9 protein-coding genes and 1 pseudogene are annotated in these 20342 nt (G+C 64.1%); 8 read left to right on the plus strand and 2 right to left on the minus strand.

The features are described from left to right. From QZY01_RS15480 to QZY01_RS15490, 3 genes are all read left to right on the plus strand, one after another. Positions 1–1207: ABC transporter permease (locus QZY01_RS15480; protein ID WP_294538700.1), on the plus strand; the 1207-nt coding region annotated here is incomplete at its 5' end. A 258-nt stretch (positions 1208–1465) separates the two neighbouring features. After that, positions 1466–2212, plus strand: a complete 747-nt coding sequence (locus QZY01_RS15485; protein ID WP_294538702.1) for an HAD-IIB family hydrolase — start codon at positions 1466–1468, stop codon at positions 2210–2212. Positions 2213–2741: 529 nt separating this feature from the next. Then, positions 2742–11381, plus strand: a complete 8640-nt coding sequence (locus tag QZY01_RS15490; RefSeq protein WP_294538704.1) for a glucoamylase family protein — start codon at positions 2742–2744, stop codon at positions 11379–11381. A gap of 50 nt (positions 11382–11431) precedes the next feature. On the opposite strand, the gene QZY01_RS15495 is transcribed toward QZY01_RS15490, so the two are convergent. Then, positions 11432–14266, minus strand: a complete 2835-nt coding sequence (locus QZY01_RS15495) for a bifunctional transaldolase/phosoglucose isomerase (RefSeq protein ID WP_294538706.1) — start codon at positions 14264–14266, stop codon at positions 11432–11434. A gap of 161 nt (positions 14267–14427) precedes the next feature. Between QZY01_RS15495 and QZY01_RS15500 the strand changes: the two are divergent. From QZY01_RS15500 to rpe, 5 genes and pseudogenes are all read left to right on the plus strand, one after another. Next, positions 14428–14727: pseudogene (locus QZY01_RS15500) on the plus strand (RpiB/LacA/LacB family sugar-phosphate isomerase); the annotation flags it as partial. 249 nt (positions 14728–14976) lie between these two features. Next, positions 14977–17331 carry a phosphoketolase family protein gene (locus QZY01_RS15505; protein WP_294538716.1) on the plus strand — a complete coding sequence of 785 codons (2355 nt, stop codon included), beginning with the start codon at positions 14977–14979 and terminating at the stop codon, positions 17329–17331. Positions 17332–17347: 16 nt separating this feature from the next. Then, positions 17348–18379, plus strand: a complete 1032-nt coding sequence (locus QZY01_RS15510; RefSeq protein WP_294538707.1) for a class I fructose-bisphosphate aldolase — start codon at positions 17348–17350, stop codon at positions 18377–18379. Positions 18380–18381: 2 nt separating this feature from the next. Beyond that, a complete protein-coding gene (locus tag QZY01_RS15515; protein WP_294538709.1) occupies positions 18382–18990 on the plus strand; it encodes a histidine phosphatase family protein in 609 nt (202 codons plus the stop codon). A gap of 45 nt (positions 18991–19035) precedes the next feature. Beyond that, the gene (gene rpe, locus QZY01_RS15520) at positions 19036–19746 is read left to right on the plus strand and encodes a ribulose-phosphate 3-epimerase (protein ID WP_294538711.1); all 711 of its coding nucleotides are present in this window, start codon (positions 19036–19038) and stop codon (positions 19744–19746) included. 92 nt (positions 19747–19838) lie between these two features. On the opposite strand, the gene QZY01_RS15525 is transcribed toward rpe, so the two are convergent. Continuing rightward, the coding region (locus QZY01_RS15525) for an ABC transporter permease (protein ID WP_294538713.1) at positions 19839–20342 on the minus strand (504 nt) is incomplete at its 5' end.

Genomic DNA, 20342 nt, shown 5'->3' on the forward strand with positions numbered 1-20342 from the left:
CGCCCTGATCGTCATGGTGGCGGTCGGCGACGGCGCCAATGAAGCGGTGCGCAAGCAGATCGAGGGCCTCGGCGCCAATGTCGTGGTGATCCTCCCCGGCGCGACCCACAGCGGCGGTATGCGCGGCGGCTCCGGCAGCGCCAGCACGCTAACCCTGGAGGATGCGCGATCGATCCGGCGCGAGGATTCCGCGGTCGCCCAGGTCGGCTATCTGATCCGCCAGCAAGGTCAGGCGCAATATGGCAATCAAAACTGGACGACGACGATTCAGGGCGTCAGCCTCAATTATCCGCCGATCACCAATTGGCGCATCGCCGGCGGTAGGGCTTTCACGGAAGAAGACGCAAACCACGCCCGATTGGTGGCGATCATAGGCCAGACCGTCGCACGGCAATTGTTCGGCCCAACCGAAAATCCCGTCGGCGCCTATATTCAGGTCAAGAACTCGCCCCTGCGGGTGATAGGCGTTCTCGCCGCCAAGGGCCAGACCGCATTCGGGCAGGATCAGGACGATCTGGTGATGACGCCGTTCACCACCGCCGAACGCAAGGTCCTGGGCGCCGCTTCGCCGAGCCAGACGCAGGCGCCGCTCAACTGGGCCTATCTGCCGGCCCCCAATCCCTACAATCTCCAGTCCCGCCTGACCGGCTACGCCAACCAGATCTACGTTCAGGCGGCCAGCCCGGCTTTGGTGCAGAGCGCCATAGCCCAGGCGAGCGAGACGCTGATGCGCCGCCACAGGATCAAGCCCGGCGAGGTCAAGGATTTCTCCGTGCGCAATCTGAGTCAATATGCGGAAACGGCTGCGAATAGCAGCCGCATCATGTCCCTGCTTCTGGCCGCGGTGGCGTCGATTTCCCTGCTCGTCGGCGGTATCGGAATCATGAATATTCTTTTGGTTTCGGTGACCGAGCGCACCCGAGAGATCGGCTTGCGCATGGCGATCGGCGCGCGGCGGCTGCATGTGCTTTTGCAATTCCTCGCCGAAGCCGTGATTCTGTCGGTCAGCGGCGGACTTGCCGGCATTGTCGCGGGCGTCGGCATTGCCGAAATCATTTCCATTGGCTTTGGCTGGCGGGCGCCGCTTTCCCTGACGGCGATCGCGGGCGGGTTTCTGTTCTCGGCGGCGGTAGGGGTGTTTTTTGGTTATTATCCGGCGCGAAAAGCCTCAAGCCTCGATCCGATCGAGGCTTTGCGCTACGAGTGACGCCATGGACGCCAATCCTTATCGCGGTCTTGACGCCACGAGGAAACCCGCGCCAAAGCGCCAGGACGAACCCGTCTCGGGAGCCGCCTGATTGACACGTTCGAGGACCTCGACATGCGCTATTCCATGACCGCCGCGAAGCGCGAACGAGAATTGCGGAAGTTCCGGAGCGAACTGGAGGCTTGAGCCTGGGCGCGAGCCAGCCTTTTCTCGACGCTTCATTCGCAGCCGCCGCTCGCAGCAAGTCGGAAATCACCCATGAAAGACCTGGTCATATTCGATCTCGACGGCACGCTCGCGCCAAGCAAGTCGTCACTCGACGCGGAGATGGCCGGGCTGCTCGGACGACTGCTCGGAATAGTCCAGGTGGCGATCATCTCCGGCGGCGCCCTTGGGCAATTCGAAAAGCAGGTGCTGGCCTTTCTGCCCCACGACGATCGTTTGAAAAGCCTTTCCCTGCTGCCGACCTGCGGCACGCAATTCTATCGTTTCGACGGCGGCTGGAAAAAGCTCTATTCTGAGAATTTCAGCGCCGTCGAAAAGCAGACGATCATCGCCGCGCTCAATCGCGCGGTCGATTTGGCAGGCTTGCGATCGAAACAGCACTGGGGCGATCTGATCGAGGATCGCAACAGTCAGATAACCTTTTCGGCGCTCGGCCAGCAGGCGCCGTTGGCGGACAAGCAAGGATGGGATCCCGATTTCGCCAAGCGCATGACCATCGAGCGCATCCTCGCGCCGACGATCCCGGGTTTTTCGATTCGACTGGGCGGCGCCACCTCGATCGACATCACGCGGCCCGGCATCGACAAGGCCTATGGGGTCAGGAAGCTCCGGGATACGCTCGGGATAGCCATCCGCGACATGATCTTCGCAGGCGACGCGATCTTCCCCGGCGGTAACGACTATCCCGCGAAACAGGCGGGCGTGGAGTCCATCCGGGTGCGCGATCCAGAAGAAACCAAGCGGGTGATCGAGACGATTTGCGCGTGCCTTGAGCCGTGAGCCTCGATGCGGGAAACTTTCAGCTTTTTTATCGGCAGCGCATGTCGTCAAGCGGAAGGCGACCATGCGCTGCGTGGAGAAGGTTATTTCCGGCTCGTGGGCGACGGCGTGTCCAGCAGGACTTTCAACTTGCCCATGGCGTCGCCGAACCTGACCCAATCGTCTTTTCCATAAGCCCGCTGCGCCTCGCCAAGTTGCGCGCGCTCCCGGGCCTGGTTCGAACCGGGGGCGCCAAAAGTCGGCGCGTCGATATGGTTGGGGCCGCAGATCAGCTTGTCCTTGGGCGACTCGTAGAAGATCGTCTTCCCATAATCGGGGAAGTCGGAGCGCGCGGCCTACCTTTAAGTATTTTCCGACGCTGCTCCCGTTTGAGTCGGTCGCCTATGCAAGGTGGCGCGAAACGCCAAGGCGCTGACGTGAGATCAAAACGCGAACATGAGATCGACAGTGTCGGCGGTTTCGACGACCCCTGCAGGAGGCAGCGCCATTTGCGGTTCGCGACCGGGACCTGTCCCGGGGGAGATCGGCCGTGTCACTTTCCGAGCTGAAGGCGGAACCTGCGGCGCTGTTGCGCCGCTGCCCCGGCTTTTCCAAGATCCCGTCGACTTGGGATAAGTCGCCTTGGGATACGGAGACGCCGATCCGCGAGGAATTGTTCAGCGTCGAACGACTGGAATCGCATGCGCGCAGTCTCGCGCGCGCCCAGCCGGTCGGTTCGCGGCCGACCCGAGGCTCGCCGCTGGCCCCGCGACTGGCCGACAACAGCGCCGTCCTGCTGGCCGCCTACCGGTCGATCGTGAAGGAGATCGACGAGGGGCGTGCGATCACGCCGGCGGCGGAGTGGCTGATCGACAATTACCATCTGGTCGAAAAACAGATCCGCCAGATCGGCATGGATTTGCCGCCAGGCTATTATCGCCAGCTACCCAAACTGATTGCCGGTCCTCTCGAAAGCTATCCGCGGGTATTCGGCATAGCCTGGGCGTTTGTCGCGCATACCGACAGCTGTTTCGACGCCGAAATCCTTATCAGCGCCATCAAGGCCTACCAGTCGATACAACCGCTCATGATCGGCGAAATCGGGGCGGTTCCGATCGCGCTGCAGATCGTGTTGATCGAGAACCTGCGGCGACTGGCTCAACAAATCACCCATAGCCGAACGGCGCGACGCGACGCCGACGCCGCCGCGGATCGCCTGCTCGGCATGAGCGGTCACACTGCGGAGCCGGCTTCGATGGTCTTCGCCGGCCGCAGCGCGGGACCGCTCGCGGAAGCCTTTGCGGTCCAGCTCGTTCTTCGGCTCCGCGATCAGGACCCGAAATTCACCCCGGCGCTGGCATGGCTGGACGAGCGCCTTTCGCGACAGAGCCTTACCGCGGATTCGGCCGTGCGCGAGGTCCATCGCAACGAGGGCGCCGCGAACGTCACGGTGCGCAACATCGTGACGAGCTTGAGGGTCATTTCGGAGGTCGACTGGAAGGAAATGTTCGAGCGTTATTGTCTGGTCGATGGCGCCCTGACGCTCGACAACGCCTTCAAGGAAATGGATTTTGCGACTCGCACCCTTTACCGCGCCGCCGTCGAGGAACTGGCGAGGGGATCTGGCCGCGACGAGCTTGAAATCGCGCGCCTCGCCGCAGCCGAAGCGCGCAAAGTCCGTCCCGGCCTTGCTCCAACGGAACTTATGCGGCATGGCGACCCCGGGTACTATCTGCTGGCGGGCGGGAGCCGCGAATTCAAGCACGCGATCGGATTTCACAAGCGCCGAATCTGGCCTTCCCCGGTAACCGCGACGCTCGGATTGGAGGTCTATGCGTCCGCCATCGCGCTGGCGTCGGCCTGCCTGCTCGCGGCTCCATTGATTGCGCTGGAAAGACTGGGTCTCGACGTCGCCCGGCTCGTCCCGCTTGCGGCGCTTGGCGCGATTCCCGCCATCGCCGCAGCAGTTGCGCTGGTCAACCGGGCCATAGCGCTTTTCCTCCGCGCGACCCCCTTGCCGGGCATGGAGCTTCGCGACGGCATTCCCGAATCGCTGCGCACGCTCGTCGCCGCGCCAACGCTCCTGACAACGTGCGAAGACATCGCGGAACAGGTCGAGCGACTCGAGATCGATCATCTCGCAAGTCCCGAGGGCGACCTGCACTTCGCACTGCTTTCCGACTGGACCGACGCCGACGCCGAGCACAGGGACGGCGACGCCGAACTGCTCGCTTGCGCCCGCGACGGCATCGAGGTTCTCAATCGACGCTATGGCCCTGCCCCCGCCGGGCCGCGCTTCCTCCTGTTGCACCGTCGGCGCGTGTGGAATGAAAGCCAGCGGCGCTGGATCGGCTGGGAGCGCAAACGCGGCAAGCTTCATGAATTGAACAGGCTGCTGCGCGGCGCGACGGACACCACCTTCGTCGATCTGGGCGCCGCCGCGCCGGCTCCCCCGGAAAATGTCCGATATATCGTCGCTCTGGATTCGGACACGATGCTGCCGCGCGACGCCCTTCGGCGGCTGATCGGCAAAATGGCGCATCCCCTCAATCGGCCTCGGCTGGACGCCGAGCGGCGCATGGTGGTGGAAGGCTATGGCGTCCTTCAGCCCAGGGTCACGCCGTCGCTTCCCGATGGCCGGAAAGGTTCGCTCTATCAGCGCCTTTTTTCGAGCGCCAGCGGCATCGATCCCTATGCGGCGGCGGTTTCGGACGTCTATCAGGTCATGGTCGGCGAATGGTCCTATGCGGGAAAGGGCATTTACGATCTCGATATGTTCGAATCCTCCCTCGCCGGCCGGGCGCCGGACTCCTCGCTGCTCAGCCATGACCTGTTCGAGGGGACATACGCGCGCGCCGGCTTCGCCTTGGATATCGAAGTCGTCGAAGAGTTTCCCTCGCGTTACGACGTCGGCGCGCGGCGACTTCACCGCTGGGCGCGGGGCCAATGGCGGTTGCTACCCTGGATTCTCGGGTTTGCGCGCACAGGCGACGCGGCGCGGCGCCATTCCAATGACCTGCCGAGGATCAGCCGATGGAAGATGATCGACAATTTGCGTCGAACGCTTTCCGCTCCTTCGGGCGTCCTCGCTTTGGCTCTCGGCTTTACGCTCCCGGTTGAAATGGCGGTCGTCTGGACTTGCTTCGTGCTCGCGACCATCGTCTTGCCAACGCTCATTCCTGTGTTTTCGGCCATTCCTTCGCGCCGTCCGGGAGTGGCGATGTCGCAGCACCTGCGCGCGCTCGCCGGAGACCTGCGTTTCGCCGCGACATTGTCGGCCCTGAATATCGCTTTTCTCGCGGATCGGGCATGCGTGATGGGCGACGCCATCCTGCGAACGCTGTGGAGGCTTTTTGTCAATCGTCGTCAGTTGCTGGAGTGGACTCCTCCAACGCAGTCCCTGACGCAAAATAGCTTTTATCTCCCGGGATTCTTTGTCCGCATGTCCGGCGCTGCGGTCGTCGCCACGGCGACTTTACTCGTGGCGCTGCTTTCGCGGCAGGGAGCGTGGCCGCTGGCGGCGGCTTTCGCCGGGCTTTGGCTCGCCTCGCCGGCGCTCGCGCGCTATGTCAGCATTCCCCGAAACCTCGAAAGCCGCGCAAAGGCCTCCAGCGCGGACGAACAGTCCCTGCGGCGAACGGCGCGCCGAACCTGGCGATTCTTCGAGGCCTTCGTCACCAGAGAAGACCATTGGCTGCCTCCGGACAATTTCCAGGAGGACCCGGCGCCGGCGCTGGCTCATCGCACATCGCCAACCAACCTCGGTCTTTATCTGCTCTCCATTGTCAGCGCGCGCGACTTCGGCTGGATAGGCGCAACCCAAGCGATCGAACGCCTGGAGGCGACGCTGGCGACGATGACCCGATTGCCGCGCTACCGGGGCCATTTTTTCAACTGGTATGACACCAGAGGGCTCATCGCGCTCGAACCCAGATATGTTTCCTCGGTCGACAGCGGCAATCTGGCGGGCCACCTCATCGCGATCGCCAACGCCTGCCGGGAGTGGCGGCATTCGCCGATCGCCGCCGCATCGCGCCGGGCGGGAATCGCCGACACTCTGGCGCTGGCCGCCGAGCAGGCCGCCCAACGTCGCCCTGGGAGCCAAAGCCAGACGGTGACGGCGCGCCGGTTCGACGAGTCGCTGGCGTTCTTGACCGAGACGCTTGAAAGCGCGTCCACACCCGAAAAGCCACTCGCAACTCAATGGTCCGAACTCGCCGGAGAGGCGGCTGTCCTCCTCGATATCGCGCGGAAGATCCAGTTCGAGCGCAGCGACGGCGGCGGGTCTGATTTGCTGTATTGGTCGCAGGCGAGCCTCGCCGCGATCGAAGCCCATCGCCAAGAACTCGACTATTCCCAAGACCTCGCCCCAACGCCAGAGACCGCCTCTTCGCAAGCGACCGCCGCGTCGCGCCACGCCAGACTGATCGCCCTTGAGGCTGCATTCCGGGCCATGGCGATGGCGATGGAATTCGGCTTTCTGTTCGACCGCGACAGGAAATTGCTGTCGATCGGATATCTCGTTGCGGAATCCGCGCTGGATCCCAATTGCTACGACCTTCTTGCTTCCGAAGCGCGGCTCGCGAGTTTCTTCGCGATCGCCAAGGGCGACATACCGGCGCGGCACTGGTTCCGGCTTGGCCGCGCCGCGACGCCGGTCGCGCATGGCTCCGCCTTGATTTCCTGGTCGGTCTCGATGTTCGAATATCTGATGCCGCCGCTCGTCATGCGCGCTCCGACGGGGAGTCTTCTCGAACAGACGGATCGGCTGGTCGTGCGCCGCCAGATCGACTATGGCGTCAAGCTCGGTCTTCCCTGGGGAATCTCCGAATCCGCCTATAATGCCCGCGACCTGGAATTCATCTACCAATATTCGAATTTCGGCGTGCCCAGCCTCGGGCTGAAACGCGGCCTGGAAGAAAACAAGGTCATCGCGCCCTACGCGACCGCCCTTGCGACCATGGTCGATCCCGCCGCCGCCGCAGCGAACTTCGAGCGACTGGCGACGCTGGGCGCGCGCGGCCGCTTCGGCTTTTACGAGGCCCTGGATTTCACGCCGACGCGGATTCAGGAAGGCGAGCGCTTCGCTCTGGTGCGCGCCTTCATGGCGCATCACCAGGGCATGACCATCGTCGCGATCGCCAACGCCCTGTTCGATGGATCGATGCGCAACCGCTTTCACGCCGAGCCGATGATTCAGGCGACGGAATTGCTGCTGCAGGAGCGGGCGCCCCGCGAAGTGGCGGCGCCTCGACCCTGGGCGACCGAGGTCAAGTCGGCGGCGCAGGCCAGCGACGCGGATCCCTCTGGCGGACGCAAGATCGCCTCCGCGCATCAATCCACGCCCGCGACCCAGGTTCTCTCCAATGGACGCTATGCGGTGATGTTGACAGCGGCGGGCTCCGGCTACAGCCGGTGGGGCGAATTTGCGATCACGCGATGGCGCGAGGACGCGACGCGCGATGACAGCGGCTCCTATATCTATCTCAAGGACATGCGCAGTGGCGTCGTCTGGTCGGCGGGATTTCAGCCGACGGGCGCCGAGCCGGACGCCTATGGCGTCGAATTCAACGAGGATCACGCGCAGATCGCGCGACGCGACGGGAACCTCACGACGACGCTCGAAGTGCTCGTCTCGGCAGACGCCGACGCCGAAGTTCGCCGCGTCACCATCGCCAACAGGGGCGTTCGAACCCGCGACATCGAGATCACCTCCTATTGCGAACTCACGCTTGGGCCGCAGAGCGCCGATGTTGCGCATCCGGCCTTCGCCAAACTGTTCGTCGAGACCGAATATCTCGCCGATCTCGGCGCCATCGTCGCAACCCGGCGAAAGCGCGAGCCTGACGAGCCCGAAATCTGGGCCGCGCATCTGAGCGTCGCCAATGGCGAAGCGGTCGGGGCGCCGGAATTCGAAACGGATCGCGCACGCTTCCTTGGTCGTGGACAAGACCTAAGCGCGCCCATCGCCCTGCTGGACGCACAACCGCTGGGCGATTCCATCGGCGCCGTGCTGGACCCTGTTTTCGCCTTGCGTCGCCGGCTCACGATAGCGCCCGGAGCCACGGTGCACGTCGCATTCTGGACCATGGCGGCGCCAACGCGCGCGGCGCTGCTGGACTGCGTCGACAAGCATCGGGACGCTGCTGCCTTCGATCGCGCGACGGCGCTCGCCTGGACCCAGGCGCAGGTCCAGCTCCATCACCTCGGCGTCAAGCCAAGCGAAGCCGCACTTTACCAGCGTCTGGCGAGTCACGTCATTTTCTCGGGCGACGCCCTGCGACCGCCGTCGGAAGTCATTCGCCGGGGATCGGGTCCGCAATCCGGGCTCTGGTCCCAGGGCATTTCCGGCGACCTGCCCATCTTGCTTTTACGGATAGACGAAATCGAGAACCTCTCCGTCGCGAGCGAAATCGTGCAAGCCCACGAGTATTGGCGGATGAAGCAGATCGCCGTCGATCTTGTCATCCTCAACGAACACCAAACCTCCTACGTCCGCGACCTTCAGGTAGCCATCGAGACCGTGGTGCGCGCGCGCCAGTCGCGGCCGGCGCCGGGCGCCCATCGCCCGCCTGGCCGGGTGTTTGTGCTTCGCGCCGACTTAATCGGCGACGATACCAGGATGCTGCTGATCTCCGCCGCCCGCGTCGTGCTGGCCGCGCAGCACGGGAGCTTGTCGGATCAGCTCGAACGCGTCGCCGACTCGAGCACGCCGATACGGCTCTTCGCCAGGCCGCGCGTCGCCGCGCCCGAACGCGAGGCCGCCCCGCCGACGGCGGAGCTGGAACTTTTCAATGGACTGGGCGGATTTGGCGCCGGCGGCAAGGAATACGTCACCCTCCTCGGCCCGGGCCAATCGACGCCGGCGCCCTGGATCAATGTCATCGCCAATCCGGCCTTCGGCTTCCAGACGGCGACGGAAGGCGGCGGCTACACCTGGTCCGCCAACAGCAGGGAGAATCAGCTCACGCCCTGGTCCAACGACCCTGTCGGCGACCCCACGGGAGAAGCCTTTTATCTGCGCGACGACGAAACCGACCTTGTCTGGACCCCTACCGCACGGCCCATCCGGGAGCCATTTTCGACCTATGTCGCGCGTCACGGCCGGGGATACAGCCGCTTCGAGCACAAGGCGCATGGCGTCGCCTGCGACCTTCTGCAATACGTCCCGCTTGAGGGATCGATAAAAATCTCGCGGCTGCGGTTGACCAACGAAACGGCCAAGGCCCGCCATCTCAGCGTAACCGCCTTCGTCGAGTGGGCGCTCGGCGCGTCGAGATCGGCTTCTCTCGCCTTTGTCGAAACCGAAATCGACACCGCCACCGGCGCCCTTTTCGCGCGCAATCCATGGAATGCGGCCTTTGGATCGCGGGTCGCTTTCGCCGATATGCGCGGCGCCCAGATCGACTGGACGGGCGACCGGCGCGAGTTCATCGGCCGCAATGGCGTGCTGGCGAGCCCGGCGGCATTGGCGAGCGGCGCCCCGCTGTCCAAACGAGTTGGCGCCGCGCTGGACCCCTGCGCGGCGATGCGCGTTCGGCTTGAACTGGCGCCCGGCGGTTCGGCCGAAGTCGTGTTCTTTCTGGGAGACGCGGCGTCGTCCGAGGAGGCCCGCGCGACGATCCGGAAATTCCGCGCCGCCGATCTCGATGCGCTGGAGGCGGAGATCGCCCGTTTCTGGGACGAGACCCTGGGCGCCATCGAGGTCCGGACTCCCGACCGGGCGATGGACCTCATGCTCAATGGCTGGCTGCTCTACCAGACGCTGGCCTGTCGCATCTGGGCGCGCTCGGCCTTCTATCAGGCCAGCGGCGCCTATGGTTTTCGAGATCAATTGCAGGATGGCATGGCGCTCGCCGCCACGCGGCCCGATCTAACGCGCGAACATCTTTTGCGCGCGGCGGCCCGCCAGTTCGTCGAGGGCGACGTTCAGCATTGGTGGCTGCCGCATTCCGGCCAGGGGGTTCGCACCCGAATTTCGGACGACCGGCCCTGGCTGGCCTTTGCCGTCGCTCACTATGTCGAGACCACGCAGGACTGGCGCGTGCTTGAGGAATCCATTCCGTTCCTCGAAGGCGCGTCGCTCGAAGCCGGCATGGCGGATCGCTTCTTCACGCCGACGATTTCCGCGAAATCGGCCACGCTGTTCGAGCACTGCGCGCTGGCGCTCGATCGGAGCCTGGCGCTCGGGCGGCACGGGCTTCCCCTCATCGGGACGGGCGACTGGAACGACGGCATGAACCGCATCGGCGACAAGGGCGCAGGCGAAAGCGTCTGGCTCGCCTGGTTTTTACACGCGGCGCTCGTCGATTTTGCGCCGCTGGCGCGGGCGCGGGGCGAGCTTTTACGCGCTGAAACCTGGCGTCAACATGCGCTGTCGTTGCAAGCCTCGCTGGAGCGCGAGGCCTGGGACGGCGAATGGTACAAAAGGGCCTTTTTCGACGACGGCGCGCCGCTCGGATCGGCGGTCAACGCGGAGTGCCGCATCGATTCCATCGCGCAATCCTGGGCCGTGCTTTCCGGCGCCGCGCGGCCGGAACGCGCGGCCCGCGCGATGGCAGCGCTCGACCGGCAGCTGATCCTGCCCGCCGACGGATTGGCGCTGCTGTTCACGCCTCCTTTCGACAAGACGGCGCATGATCCCGGCTACATCAAGGGCTATCCGCCGGGCGTCCGCGAGAACGGCGGCCAGTACACGCACGCCGCAACCTGGTCGGCCATGGCCTTCGCGGCGCTTGGCGACGGCGACAAGGCCGGCGAAATCTTCTCGATGCTCAATCCGATCCATCATTCGCGAACCCGCGAGGACGCGCTGCGCTACAAGGTCGAGCCCTATGTCGCGTGCGCCGACATTTACTCGGCGCCGCCCCATGTCGGGCGCGGCGGCTGGACATGGTATACCGGCTCGGCGGGCTGTCTGCAGCGCGCCGGCGTGGAGAGCCTGCTGGGAATCCGTTTCAGGGGGCCGGCCCTGCTGATCGATCCCTGCATTCCCAAGGCCTGGGGCCGGTTCGAGGCGACGGTGAGATATAAAACCGCGTATTACGCGATTTTTGTCGAAAACCCGAATGGCGTCAGTCGCGGCGTCGCCTGGGCACGCATCGACGGGGCCGAGATCGCGGAGCGCCCGTTGCGCGTGCCGCTGCTGGACGACGGGGGCCAACACCGCGTCGATGTCCAACTGGGTTGACCTAATGGAAAGCCGGAGGATGACGGTGGAAGCGAGGATTCCGCGCGGCGCTATCTGAGCGCCGCGTCGAGGGCGACGCTCAGAGCCGCGAGACCTGCATCGACGTCCTGAAGATGGACCCGCAGCGCGCGGCGTCCGCGTTCGACGAGGACCGCCAGATCGCCGCTGGCTTGCGCGGCCTTCACCGCCCCAAAGCTGTAGCCGTGTCCGGGCACATCGATGTCCTGCCGATCGTCGCAGGTGATCTGCAGGAAAACGCCGGAATTCGGTCCGCCCTTGTAGGCTTGACCTGTCGAATGCTGGAAACGCGGTCCGAAGCCGAGACAGGTCGCCGCCAGGGTCTTGTCGCGAATCGTCGAACGCATCGCCGTGAGCAGTCGCGTATGGCTCTCGTTTCGCTCAATATAGGCCAGCAGCGCAACATAGTCGCCAGCCGGCCCGCCGGCGTTGACGCGGCCGAAATGGCTCCTGAGATAGCCGGTCAAGTCCTTGTGCCGCCCCAGTTCGCGCGCGTTGCGCGGGTCGGCATGGAGCGCAAGGCCGTTTTCCCGGAAAATCGGGGTTTCCGGCGGCAGGCTTTGCCTGCTGGAACAGGCTTCCATCATGGCCTGCGTCTTCAACTTGCTCGCTTCGACATCCGGCTGGTTGAACGGGTCGATCGCCAGGATCGAGCCGGCGACGGCGGCGGCGATCTCCCAGCGGAAAAACTCCCCGCCAAGGCTCCAGACGTCCTTGAGGCTGATCCGCGCGACCGGATGCCCCGCGCGCTCGATTGCGGCCAGCGCGGCGACCTGCCCGGCGTCGGCTTTGCCCTCCAGCTGGAGGTGGACGAAAAAGCGGTCGGCGCCGTAACGCTCTGGCGCGGCCAATGGCTCGCCCGCGACGGGGATCAGGCCGCGACCCCATTTTCCGGTGCTCTCCGCCAGCAATTGTTCGAACCAGGCGCCGAGCGGCGCGATTTCGTCCGAGGCGACGATGGTCACCTTGTCGCGTTGAAAGCGGGTGGCCGCAATTCCCAGCGCGACGCCCAGTTGAACGCCCGGGTTTTCGGCTGGCGGCACGTCGGGGCCGCAGGAGCGCTGCATCTCGGTCGCGGCCGCCAGCAGGCGCTCGACGTCGATGCCTATCGCCGCCGAGGGCGCGAGACCGAACCTGGAAAGAACGGAATAGCGGCCGCCAATCGAGGGCTTGCCCAGAAAGATGCGCGAGAAGCGCAAGGTTTTGGCGAGCGCCTCCAGAGGCGAACCAGGATCGGTGACCGCGACGAAAGCCTCGCCCACTTTTTCGGCGCCCAGAGCCGATTCGACGCGGTCCCGGAAGTAGCTCAGGAATAGGTTGGGCTCCAGCGTGCCGCCCGATTTCGAGGACACGAAAAACAGCGTGTTCGCCAGATCTATCGACTGTTCAATCGTCCGAATCTGGGCGGGATCGGTGCTGTCGAGCATATGAAATTTTGGGCGCCCCGGCTGGGGGCCGAAAACTTCTGCCAAAACTTCGGCGCCCAGGCTCGATCCGCCCATTCCCAGCAGCACGATGTCCTTGACGCACCGTTGCTGAACCTCGCGCGCGAAACCTTGCAGGGCGTCGAGATCGCGCGCTTCATTTTCGACGATCCCGAGCCAGCCGATCCACTTGTCTTCGTCGCCTCCCGTCCAGATCGACGCGTCGCCAACCCACAGACGCCGGATTTTTCCGCTGGCGCGCCAGAGTTCCCCCTCGCACGCGAAGGCGGCCGCCATTTCCGGCGAACCGGTGCCGATATCGAGGCTCGATCCCTTCAGGAGCGCGCTGCGGCGGTGCGCGATGGCGCCGAGCAGGGCGTCGAAATCGTCGGCGAATTTCTGCACGCCCTCTGTAACCAGCGTGTCGGCGATCTCCTCCACGCAGACGCCAAGCAGCTTGAGCTCGGCCAGAAGCGCAGGGGCAACCTTCGCATCGGCGAGGATCGCATCGGCTACGGCCGCGCCATGATCGCGGAACGCATCCATCGTCGAGGGCGGCATCGTGTCGACGGTGTCGCGCCCGATCAGCGCCTCGACATATTTGACATCCCTGTAACAGGGCTCCTTTACGCTCGTCGAAGCCCAGAGTAGCCTCTGCGTTCGGGCGCCCGCATCGGCCAGGCGTCGCCAGCGCGGGGTCGCGAACAAGGCTTTGTACCGGGCGTAGGAGATCCTGGCGCTGGCGATTGCCGCCCGGCCGCGAAGCCGTTCCGCTTGCTGGCTCAGGCCGAGCGCCTCAAGTCGCGCATCGACCGCCAGATCGATGCGGCTGATGAAGAAGCTTGCGACGCCGCCGATACGGGCGAGATCGCCGCCCGCGCGGGCAAACGCCTCAAGCCCCGCCAGATAAGCTTCTGCAACTTCCTCGTAGACGGCGACGGAAAAAAGCAGGGTGACGTTGACGTTCAGGCCGCGCCCGACGAGACGCCGGATGGCGACGAGCCCCGCCGGCGTCGCGGGAATCTTGACCATCAGGTTCGGCCGGTCCACGACCGACCAGAGCCGCAGCGCTTCCGCCTCGGTCGCCGCCGCGTCATTGGCCAGATAGGGAGAGCATTCGAGGCTGACGTATCCGTCTCGGCCGCTGGTTTTTTGATAGACGGCGAGAAGCGCGTCGGCGGCCGATTGGATATCGGCGATCACAAGATGTTCGTAGATGGCTCCGACATCGTGGTCGGCCAGTCCTTGAAAGTCCGCCAGCGGCTGCGCGTAGTCGTCGCTTTCGACGACGGCTTTCCTGAAAATCGAAGGGTTCGAGGTGACGCCTTTGAGACCGTCCTGCTCGATCAGCCTTTTCAGGCCGCCGTTCACGATGAGTCCCCGGCTCAGACTGTCCAGCCAGGGAGACTGGCCGCAAGCCTCAAGCTGCCTGAGCGGATTCATGCTTTCGCCTCCCTGTCGCAAGCGAACGGCGGCTTGGCGTTGGTCACGATCTTGCGTCGCACAAACCTTATGACCGCGAACGCGGCTTGCGCAAGGACGAAAACCACGCAAGGCCTTCGATTGAGGCGCGTTAATCGAGGACTTCGGGTCCCCTCGCCCGAGCGATGGCTTCAGGCGAGATCGAAAGGTGCGTCGCGTTCTGCGGCAGCGGCGTCGGCGCGAGCATCGCCGCGAACAAGATTCCCGGAGTCCGCGCCGGGCTGATCCACGACTTGTTCTCTGCGCGCCAAGGCGTCGAGGACGACGACATGAACGTGTTTTGTCTGGGCGGAAGAGTGATCGGCGATGGACTCGCTCTGGCGCTGGTCCAGACGTTTCTGTCCGCTCGCTTCAGTGGCGCCGAGCGGCGCCGGCGCCGGCTGGCGAAAGTCCGGGCGATCGAGACGCCCGAACATTCCTGAGTACATTCCGAGTCTGTCTCCCTCGCGAGCAACAGCGGCAGATCACGTGTCGAAGCACCGAAATCCTGAAGCTTTTCTTCGCCCATCGCCCGGAGCGCGACGCGCATCATCCGAGGTCATTCTTCACGACGCTCCATGCGGGTCAAACCGCAGCGCAGCAGGAGGCACAGGACATTGAACGTTCCCGTTTCAACGCGAAATCTCCCCAGGGACAAGGACGCCGCCGGGCCGGCCAAGGGCGGCACCGCTTTGGACCCGCTGGAATTGCGTCTGCTCGACGCCTATTGGCGCGCCGCCAATTATCTCTCCGTCGGCCAGATCTATCTCTACGACAATGCGATGCTGCGCGAAAAACTCGAACTCGCGCATGTCAAGCCATTGGTGGTCGGACACTGGGGAACGACGCCGGGACAGAATTTCATTTACGTCCATCTGAACCGGACGATCCGGCTGCACGATCTCGACATGATCTACATCGCCGGTCCCGGCCATGGCGGCCCGGCGCTCGTCGCCAATACCTATCTCGAAGGCAGCTACAGCGAAATCTATCCCGACATCGGCGAAGACGAAGCCGGAATGAAGAAGCTGTTCAAGCAATTCTCCTTCCCCGGCGGCATCTCCAGCCATGTCGCCCCGACGACGCCGGGCTCCATCCACGAGGGCGGCGAGCTCGGATATGCGCTGAGCCACGCCTTCGGGGCCGCCTTCGACAACCCCGGACTCATCGTCGCCTGCATCATCGGCGACGGCGAAGCCGAAACCGGCCCACTGGCGACCTCCTGGCAGTCCAACAAGTTTCTGGACCCGATTACCGACGGCGCGGTCCTGCCGATCCTGCACCTCAACGGATACAAGATCAGCAATCCGACGATTTTCGCGCGCATCGAGCCAGAAGCACTCGAGCAATTCTTGCGCGGTTGCGGCTGGGATCCGATGTTCGTCGAGGGCCATGAGCCCGAGAAGATGCACGCGCTGATGGCCGCCGCCGTTGAGGTGGCCATCGAACGGATCCAGGCGATTCAACAGTACGCTCGCGCAAGCAAGGACCCTTCGCGGCCGCGCTGGCCGATGATCGTGTTGCGCTCCCCCAAGGGCTGGACCGGGCCGAAGGTGGTCGATGGCCAGAAAATAGAAGGCACGTTTCGCGCGCATCAGGCGCCCCTTCTCGTCGATGCCGAGCATCCCGACCACGTCCGGCTGCTCGAAAACTGGATGCGGAGCTACAAGGCGGAAGAACTTTTCGACACCAACGGAACCCTCAAGGCGGAACTCGCAGCCCTCGCTCCGAAGGGCGCCCGCCGGATGGGCGCCAATCCCCACGCCAACGGCGGAATTCTGCTGCGCGACCTGCACATGCCGGATTTTCGGGTCCATGCCGTGTCCGTCCCCGCCCCCGGCGCCGTGACCGCGCAGGACACCATGGTGCTCGCCAAATTCCTGCGCGATGTGACGCGCCTTAACGAGGCAACGCGCAACTTTCGCATTTTCGGTCCCGACGAGACGATTTCCAATCTTCTTGGCGCCGTTTTTGAAGTCACCAACCGCCAATGGGACGCCCGCGAAGTCCCCGACGACGAGTTTCTGGCGCCGCAAGGCCGCGTGCTGGATTCAATGCTGAGCGAGCATCAATGCGAGGGCTGGCTCGAAGGCTATCTGCTAACCGGCCGCCACGGCCTGTTCAATTCCTACGAGGCCTTTATCCGCATCGTCGATTCGATGTTCAGCCAACATGCGAAATGGCTGAAGGTGACGCTCGAACTGCCGTGGCGGCGCAAGATTGCGTCGCTCAACTACCTGCTGGCGTCACACGTCTGGCAGCAGGACCATAATGGCTTCACCCATCAGGACCCCGGCTTCCTGGACCATGTCATCAACAAGAAGGCCGACATCATCAGGGTCTATCTGCCGCCGGACGCCAATTGCCTGCTGTCGGTGTTCGACCATTGCCTGCGCACCAGGCACTACGTCAATGTCGTCGTCGCGGGGAAGCACGCCATGCCGCAATGGCTGACCATGGAAGAGGCCGTCCGCCATTGCACCGGGGGCATCGGCGTCTGGCCATGGGCGTCCAACGATCAGGACAGCGAGCCCGACGTCGTCATGGCGGGTTGCGGCGATACGCCCATGCTCGAAGTTCTCGCCGCCGTCTCCATCCTTCGCGAACATCTGCCGGAGCTGAAAATCCGCGTGATCAATGTCGTCGACCTGATGCGGCTCCAGCCGAGCGCGGAACATCCGCACGGGCTCAGCGAAATCGCCTATGACTCGCTGTTTACAACCGACAAGCCGATCGTCTTCGCGTTCCACGGCTATTCGTCGCTCGTCCACGGCCTGACCTACCGCCGCGCCAACCGTAACCTGCATGTGCGCGGCTACAAGGAAGAAGGCACGATCACCACAGCTTTCGACATGCGCGTGCAAAACGATATCGACCGCTTTCATCTTGTGCAGGACGTCGTCGACAAACTGCCCCATCCGGGAAGCAAGGGCGTCTATCTGAAACAGCTGATGCGAGACAAACTGGTCGCGCACAAGAACTATATCGAAGAACATGGCGAGGACTTGCCGGAGATCCGCAACTGGAAATGGGGCGCGAGAAGTTGAGTGAGGGCAGTTGAACATGACAGATATGGCGCGGACCGCCCGGCTGTTGCTCGCCGGCGACAAGGGCCTGCTGGCGATGGACGAGAGCACCGGCACTTGCGACAAAAGATTCGCCAGGGCGGGGATTCTACAGACCGAAGAAGCGCGCCGCCGCTATCGTGAATTGATCCTTACGACGCCCGGCCTCGCGGAATGCATCAGCGGCGTCATCCTCTACGACGAGACAATCCGCCAGGCGCAGGCGGATGGAACGCCTTTCCTCAAGATCATCGAAGCGGCGGGGATTCTCCCCGGCATCAAGGTCGATACCGGCGCCAAGGATCTCGCCGGCCATGCGGGCGAAAAAATCACCGAGGGGCTCGATGGGTTGCGGGAGCGTCTGCACGACTATTTCGCCAAGGGCGCGCGGTTCGCCAAGTGGCGGGCGGTGATCGCTTTGGGAGACGGTCTTCCCACCCACGCCTGCATCGACGCCAACGCGCATGCGCTGGCCCGCTACGCCGCCCTTTGTCAGGAGGCCGGCCTCGTGGCCATTGTCGAGCCGGAAGTGCTGATGGATGGCGATCATACGCTGGCGCGATGCCAGCAGGCGACCGAGCGGGCGCTGCGCGCCGTTTTCGAACAGCTCTCGGCGCAAAACGTCGCGCTCGACGGGGTCATTCTCAAGCCGAACATGATCCTGCCCGGACTGGCCTCTCCCGCTCAGCCGACGGCGGACGAAGTCGCCGACGCGACGGTCGAGACCCTGCGGCGCGCCGTTCCGGTTGAAACCGCCGGGATTGCTTTTCTTTCCGGCGGGCAGAGCGGCGAACGCGCTTCCGCTCGCCTGAACGCGATGAATGCGAAGTTCAAGGCGCCGAGCGCAGCGGCGCCCTGGCCTTTGGGGTTTTCGTTCGCGCGCGCGATCCAGCAGCCCGCGCTGGAGATCTGGGCCGGCAAGGACTCCAACCGGGCGGAGGCGCAACGCGCCTTGCTCCACCGCGCCCAATGCAATAGCGCCGCGCGGCGTGGCGCTTATGCGCCTTCAATGGAAGTTTCGGGAAGTTGACGATGGCCGCGGCGCTCCGTATCTTCTTCTTTCGGCACGGGGAAACCGAGTGGTCTCTGGTGGCCCGGCACACGGGCATAACCGATATTCCCCTGACCGCCCATGGCCAGGAACAGGCGCGCAAGCTCCGTCCGTGGGTCGCCGCACTTGCTTTTTCCCATGTTCTGGCGAGCCCGCTCCTTCGCGCCCGCGCGACCTGCGAACTCTCGGGCGCCAGCCAGCATCCTGAAATTGAACCCGATCTCGCGGAATGGGACTATGGCGACTATGAGGGGCGCGGCTCCAGGGATATCGTCAAGACCCGGCCGGGATGGAACCTGTTTCTCGACGGCTGTCCGAACGGCGAATCGCCCGCCGAAGTCAGCGCTCGCGCCGATCGGCTGATCGGTCGCCTCAAGACGATGAACGGCGATATTGCGTTGTTTTCGCATGGCCAGTTCGGCGCCGTGCTCGGCGTCAGATGGATCGGGCTGGCGCTCGTCGAAGCGCGACATTTTTCGCTCGGCCCGGCGTCGATGAATATTTTGGGCACCGATCCGGATCACCCCGAGGTTCCCGTGATCGCGCACTGGAACGCCGTCGCGGGATCGGGCGGGCAAAGCGTTTTTTGACGCCGGCGGGGCTCCTCGACAGAGTTTGCGACATTGGAGGAACCCATGCCGATCGCGTATGCGCCGCCGCAAAAGCGTATGATCGTGGCGGCATCGATCCTGGCCGCGGATTTCGGACATCTCGCCGACGAAATTCGGGCCGTCGATGCGGCGGGCGCCGACTGGATTCATCTCGATGTCATGGACGGCCGCTTCGTCCCGAATATCACCTTTGGGCCAGCGATCGTCGAAGCGGTGCGGCGCTGTACGCGAAAGCCGCTGAATGTGCATCTGATGATCGTGGAGCCCGAGCGCTATCTCGCGGCCTTCGCCAAGGCCGGCGCCGATCATCTCCTCATCCATGCGGAGCCGTCGACGACCGACCTCTACGCGGCCCTATCTCGGATCCGCGCCCTCGGCAAGAAGGCCGGCGTGGCGCTCGACCCGGCGAGCCCGATCGAGCTGATCGAATACGTCCTGCATCTCTGCGAGATCGTTCTTGTCATGACGGTCAGCCCGGGTTTCGGCGGTCAGAAATTCCTGCCGGAGATGCTTCCGAAAATTCGCGGCTTGCGCCGGCTCTGCCAAAGTCGCGGCCTCGATCCCGTGATCCAGGTCGATGGCGGCGAGGATCGTGACAACGCCGGACAGGCGATTCAAGCGGGCGCAACCGCCATTGTCGCCGGATCCGCGATTTTCGGATCTGGAAATTATCCCGCGGCGATCGTCGCACTGCGCCAAGCCTGGCCTGCGCCGACCACGATAACCATTTCATGATCGATCCGTTCGCAGTCGGGGCGGAATATCCGTAACGCGCTTTCTTCACGCGAACCGGGTCCACTTCGCCTGAAAACGCTCTGGCAAACGCCCTATCCCGTCTTCATCATCGCCCTGCGGAAATACCATGCGCTTGCGGCGAACAGCGTCGCGCCGATGGCCAGCAAGTACAGGAACTCCGGCCAGACGATATCGACTCCGGCGCCACGATAGAGAATTCCCTGCGCGAATTTGACGAAATGGGTGGTCGGCGCGATCAGCATGATCCTTTGTATGACCTCGGGCATGCTGTCTTGCGGGGTGACGCTGCCGGACAGAATTTGCAGCGGCAGCAACACGAGGATCACGATGATCCCGAACTGCTGCATCGAGCGGGCGACCGTGCCGAGAAAAATGCCGAGCGAGGTCACGGCGAAGATATTGAGCGTGGCGCCCGCCAGAAACAGCGGGATCGAGCCGGCAATGGGAACCCCGAGAACGCCCTGGACGACAACGATGAGCGAGAACGCGCAGGCGGCCAGCACGACGGCGCCCATCGACCAGATCTTGGCGGTCATGATTTCGATCGGCGTCACCGGCGTGGCCAGCAGATGCTC

The sequence above is a fragment of the uncultured Rhodoblastus sp. genome (genome assembly GCF_903903185.1).
Lineage (GTDB): Bacteria > Pseudomonadota > Alphaproteobacteria > Rhizobiales > Beijerinckiaceae > Rhodoblastus.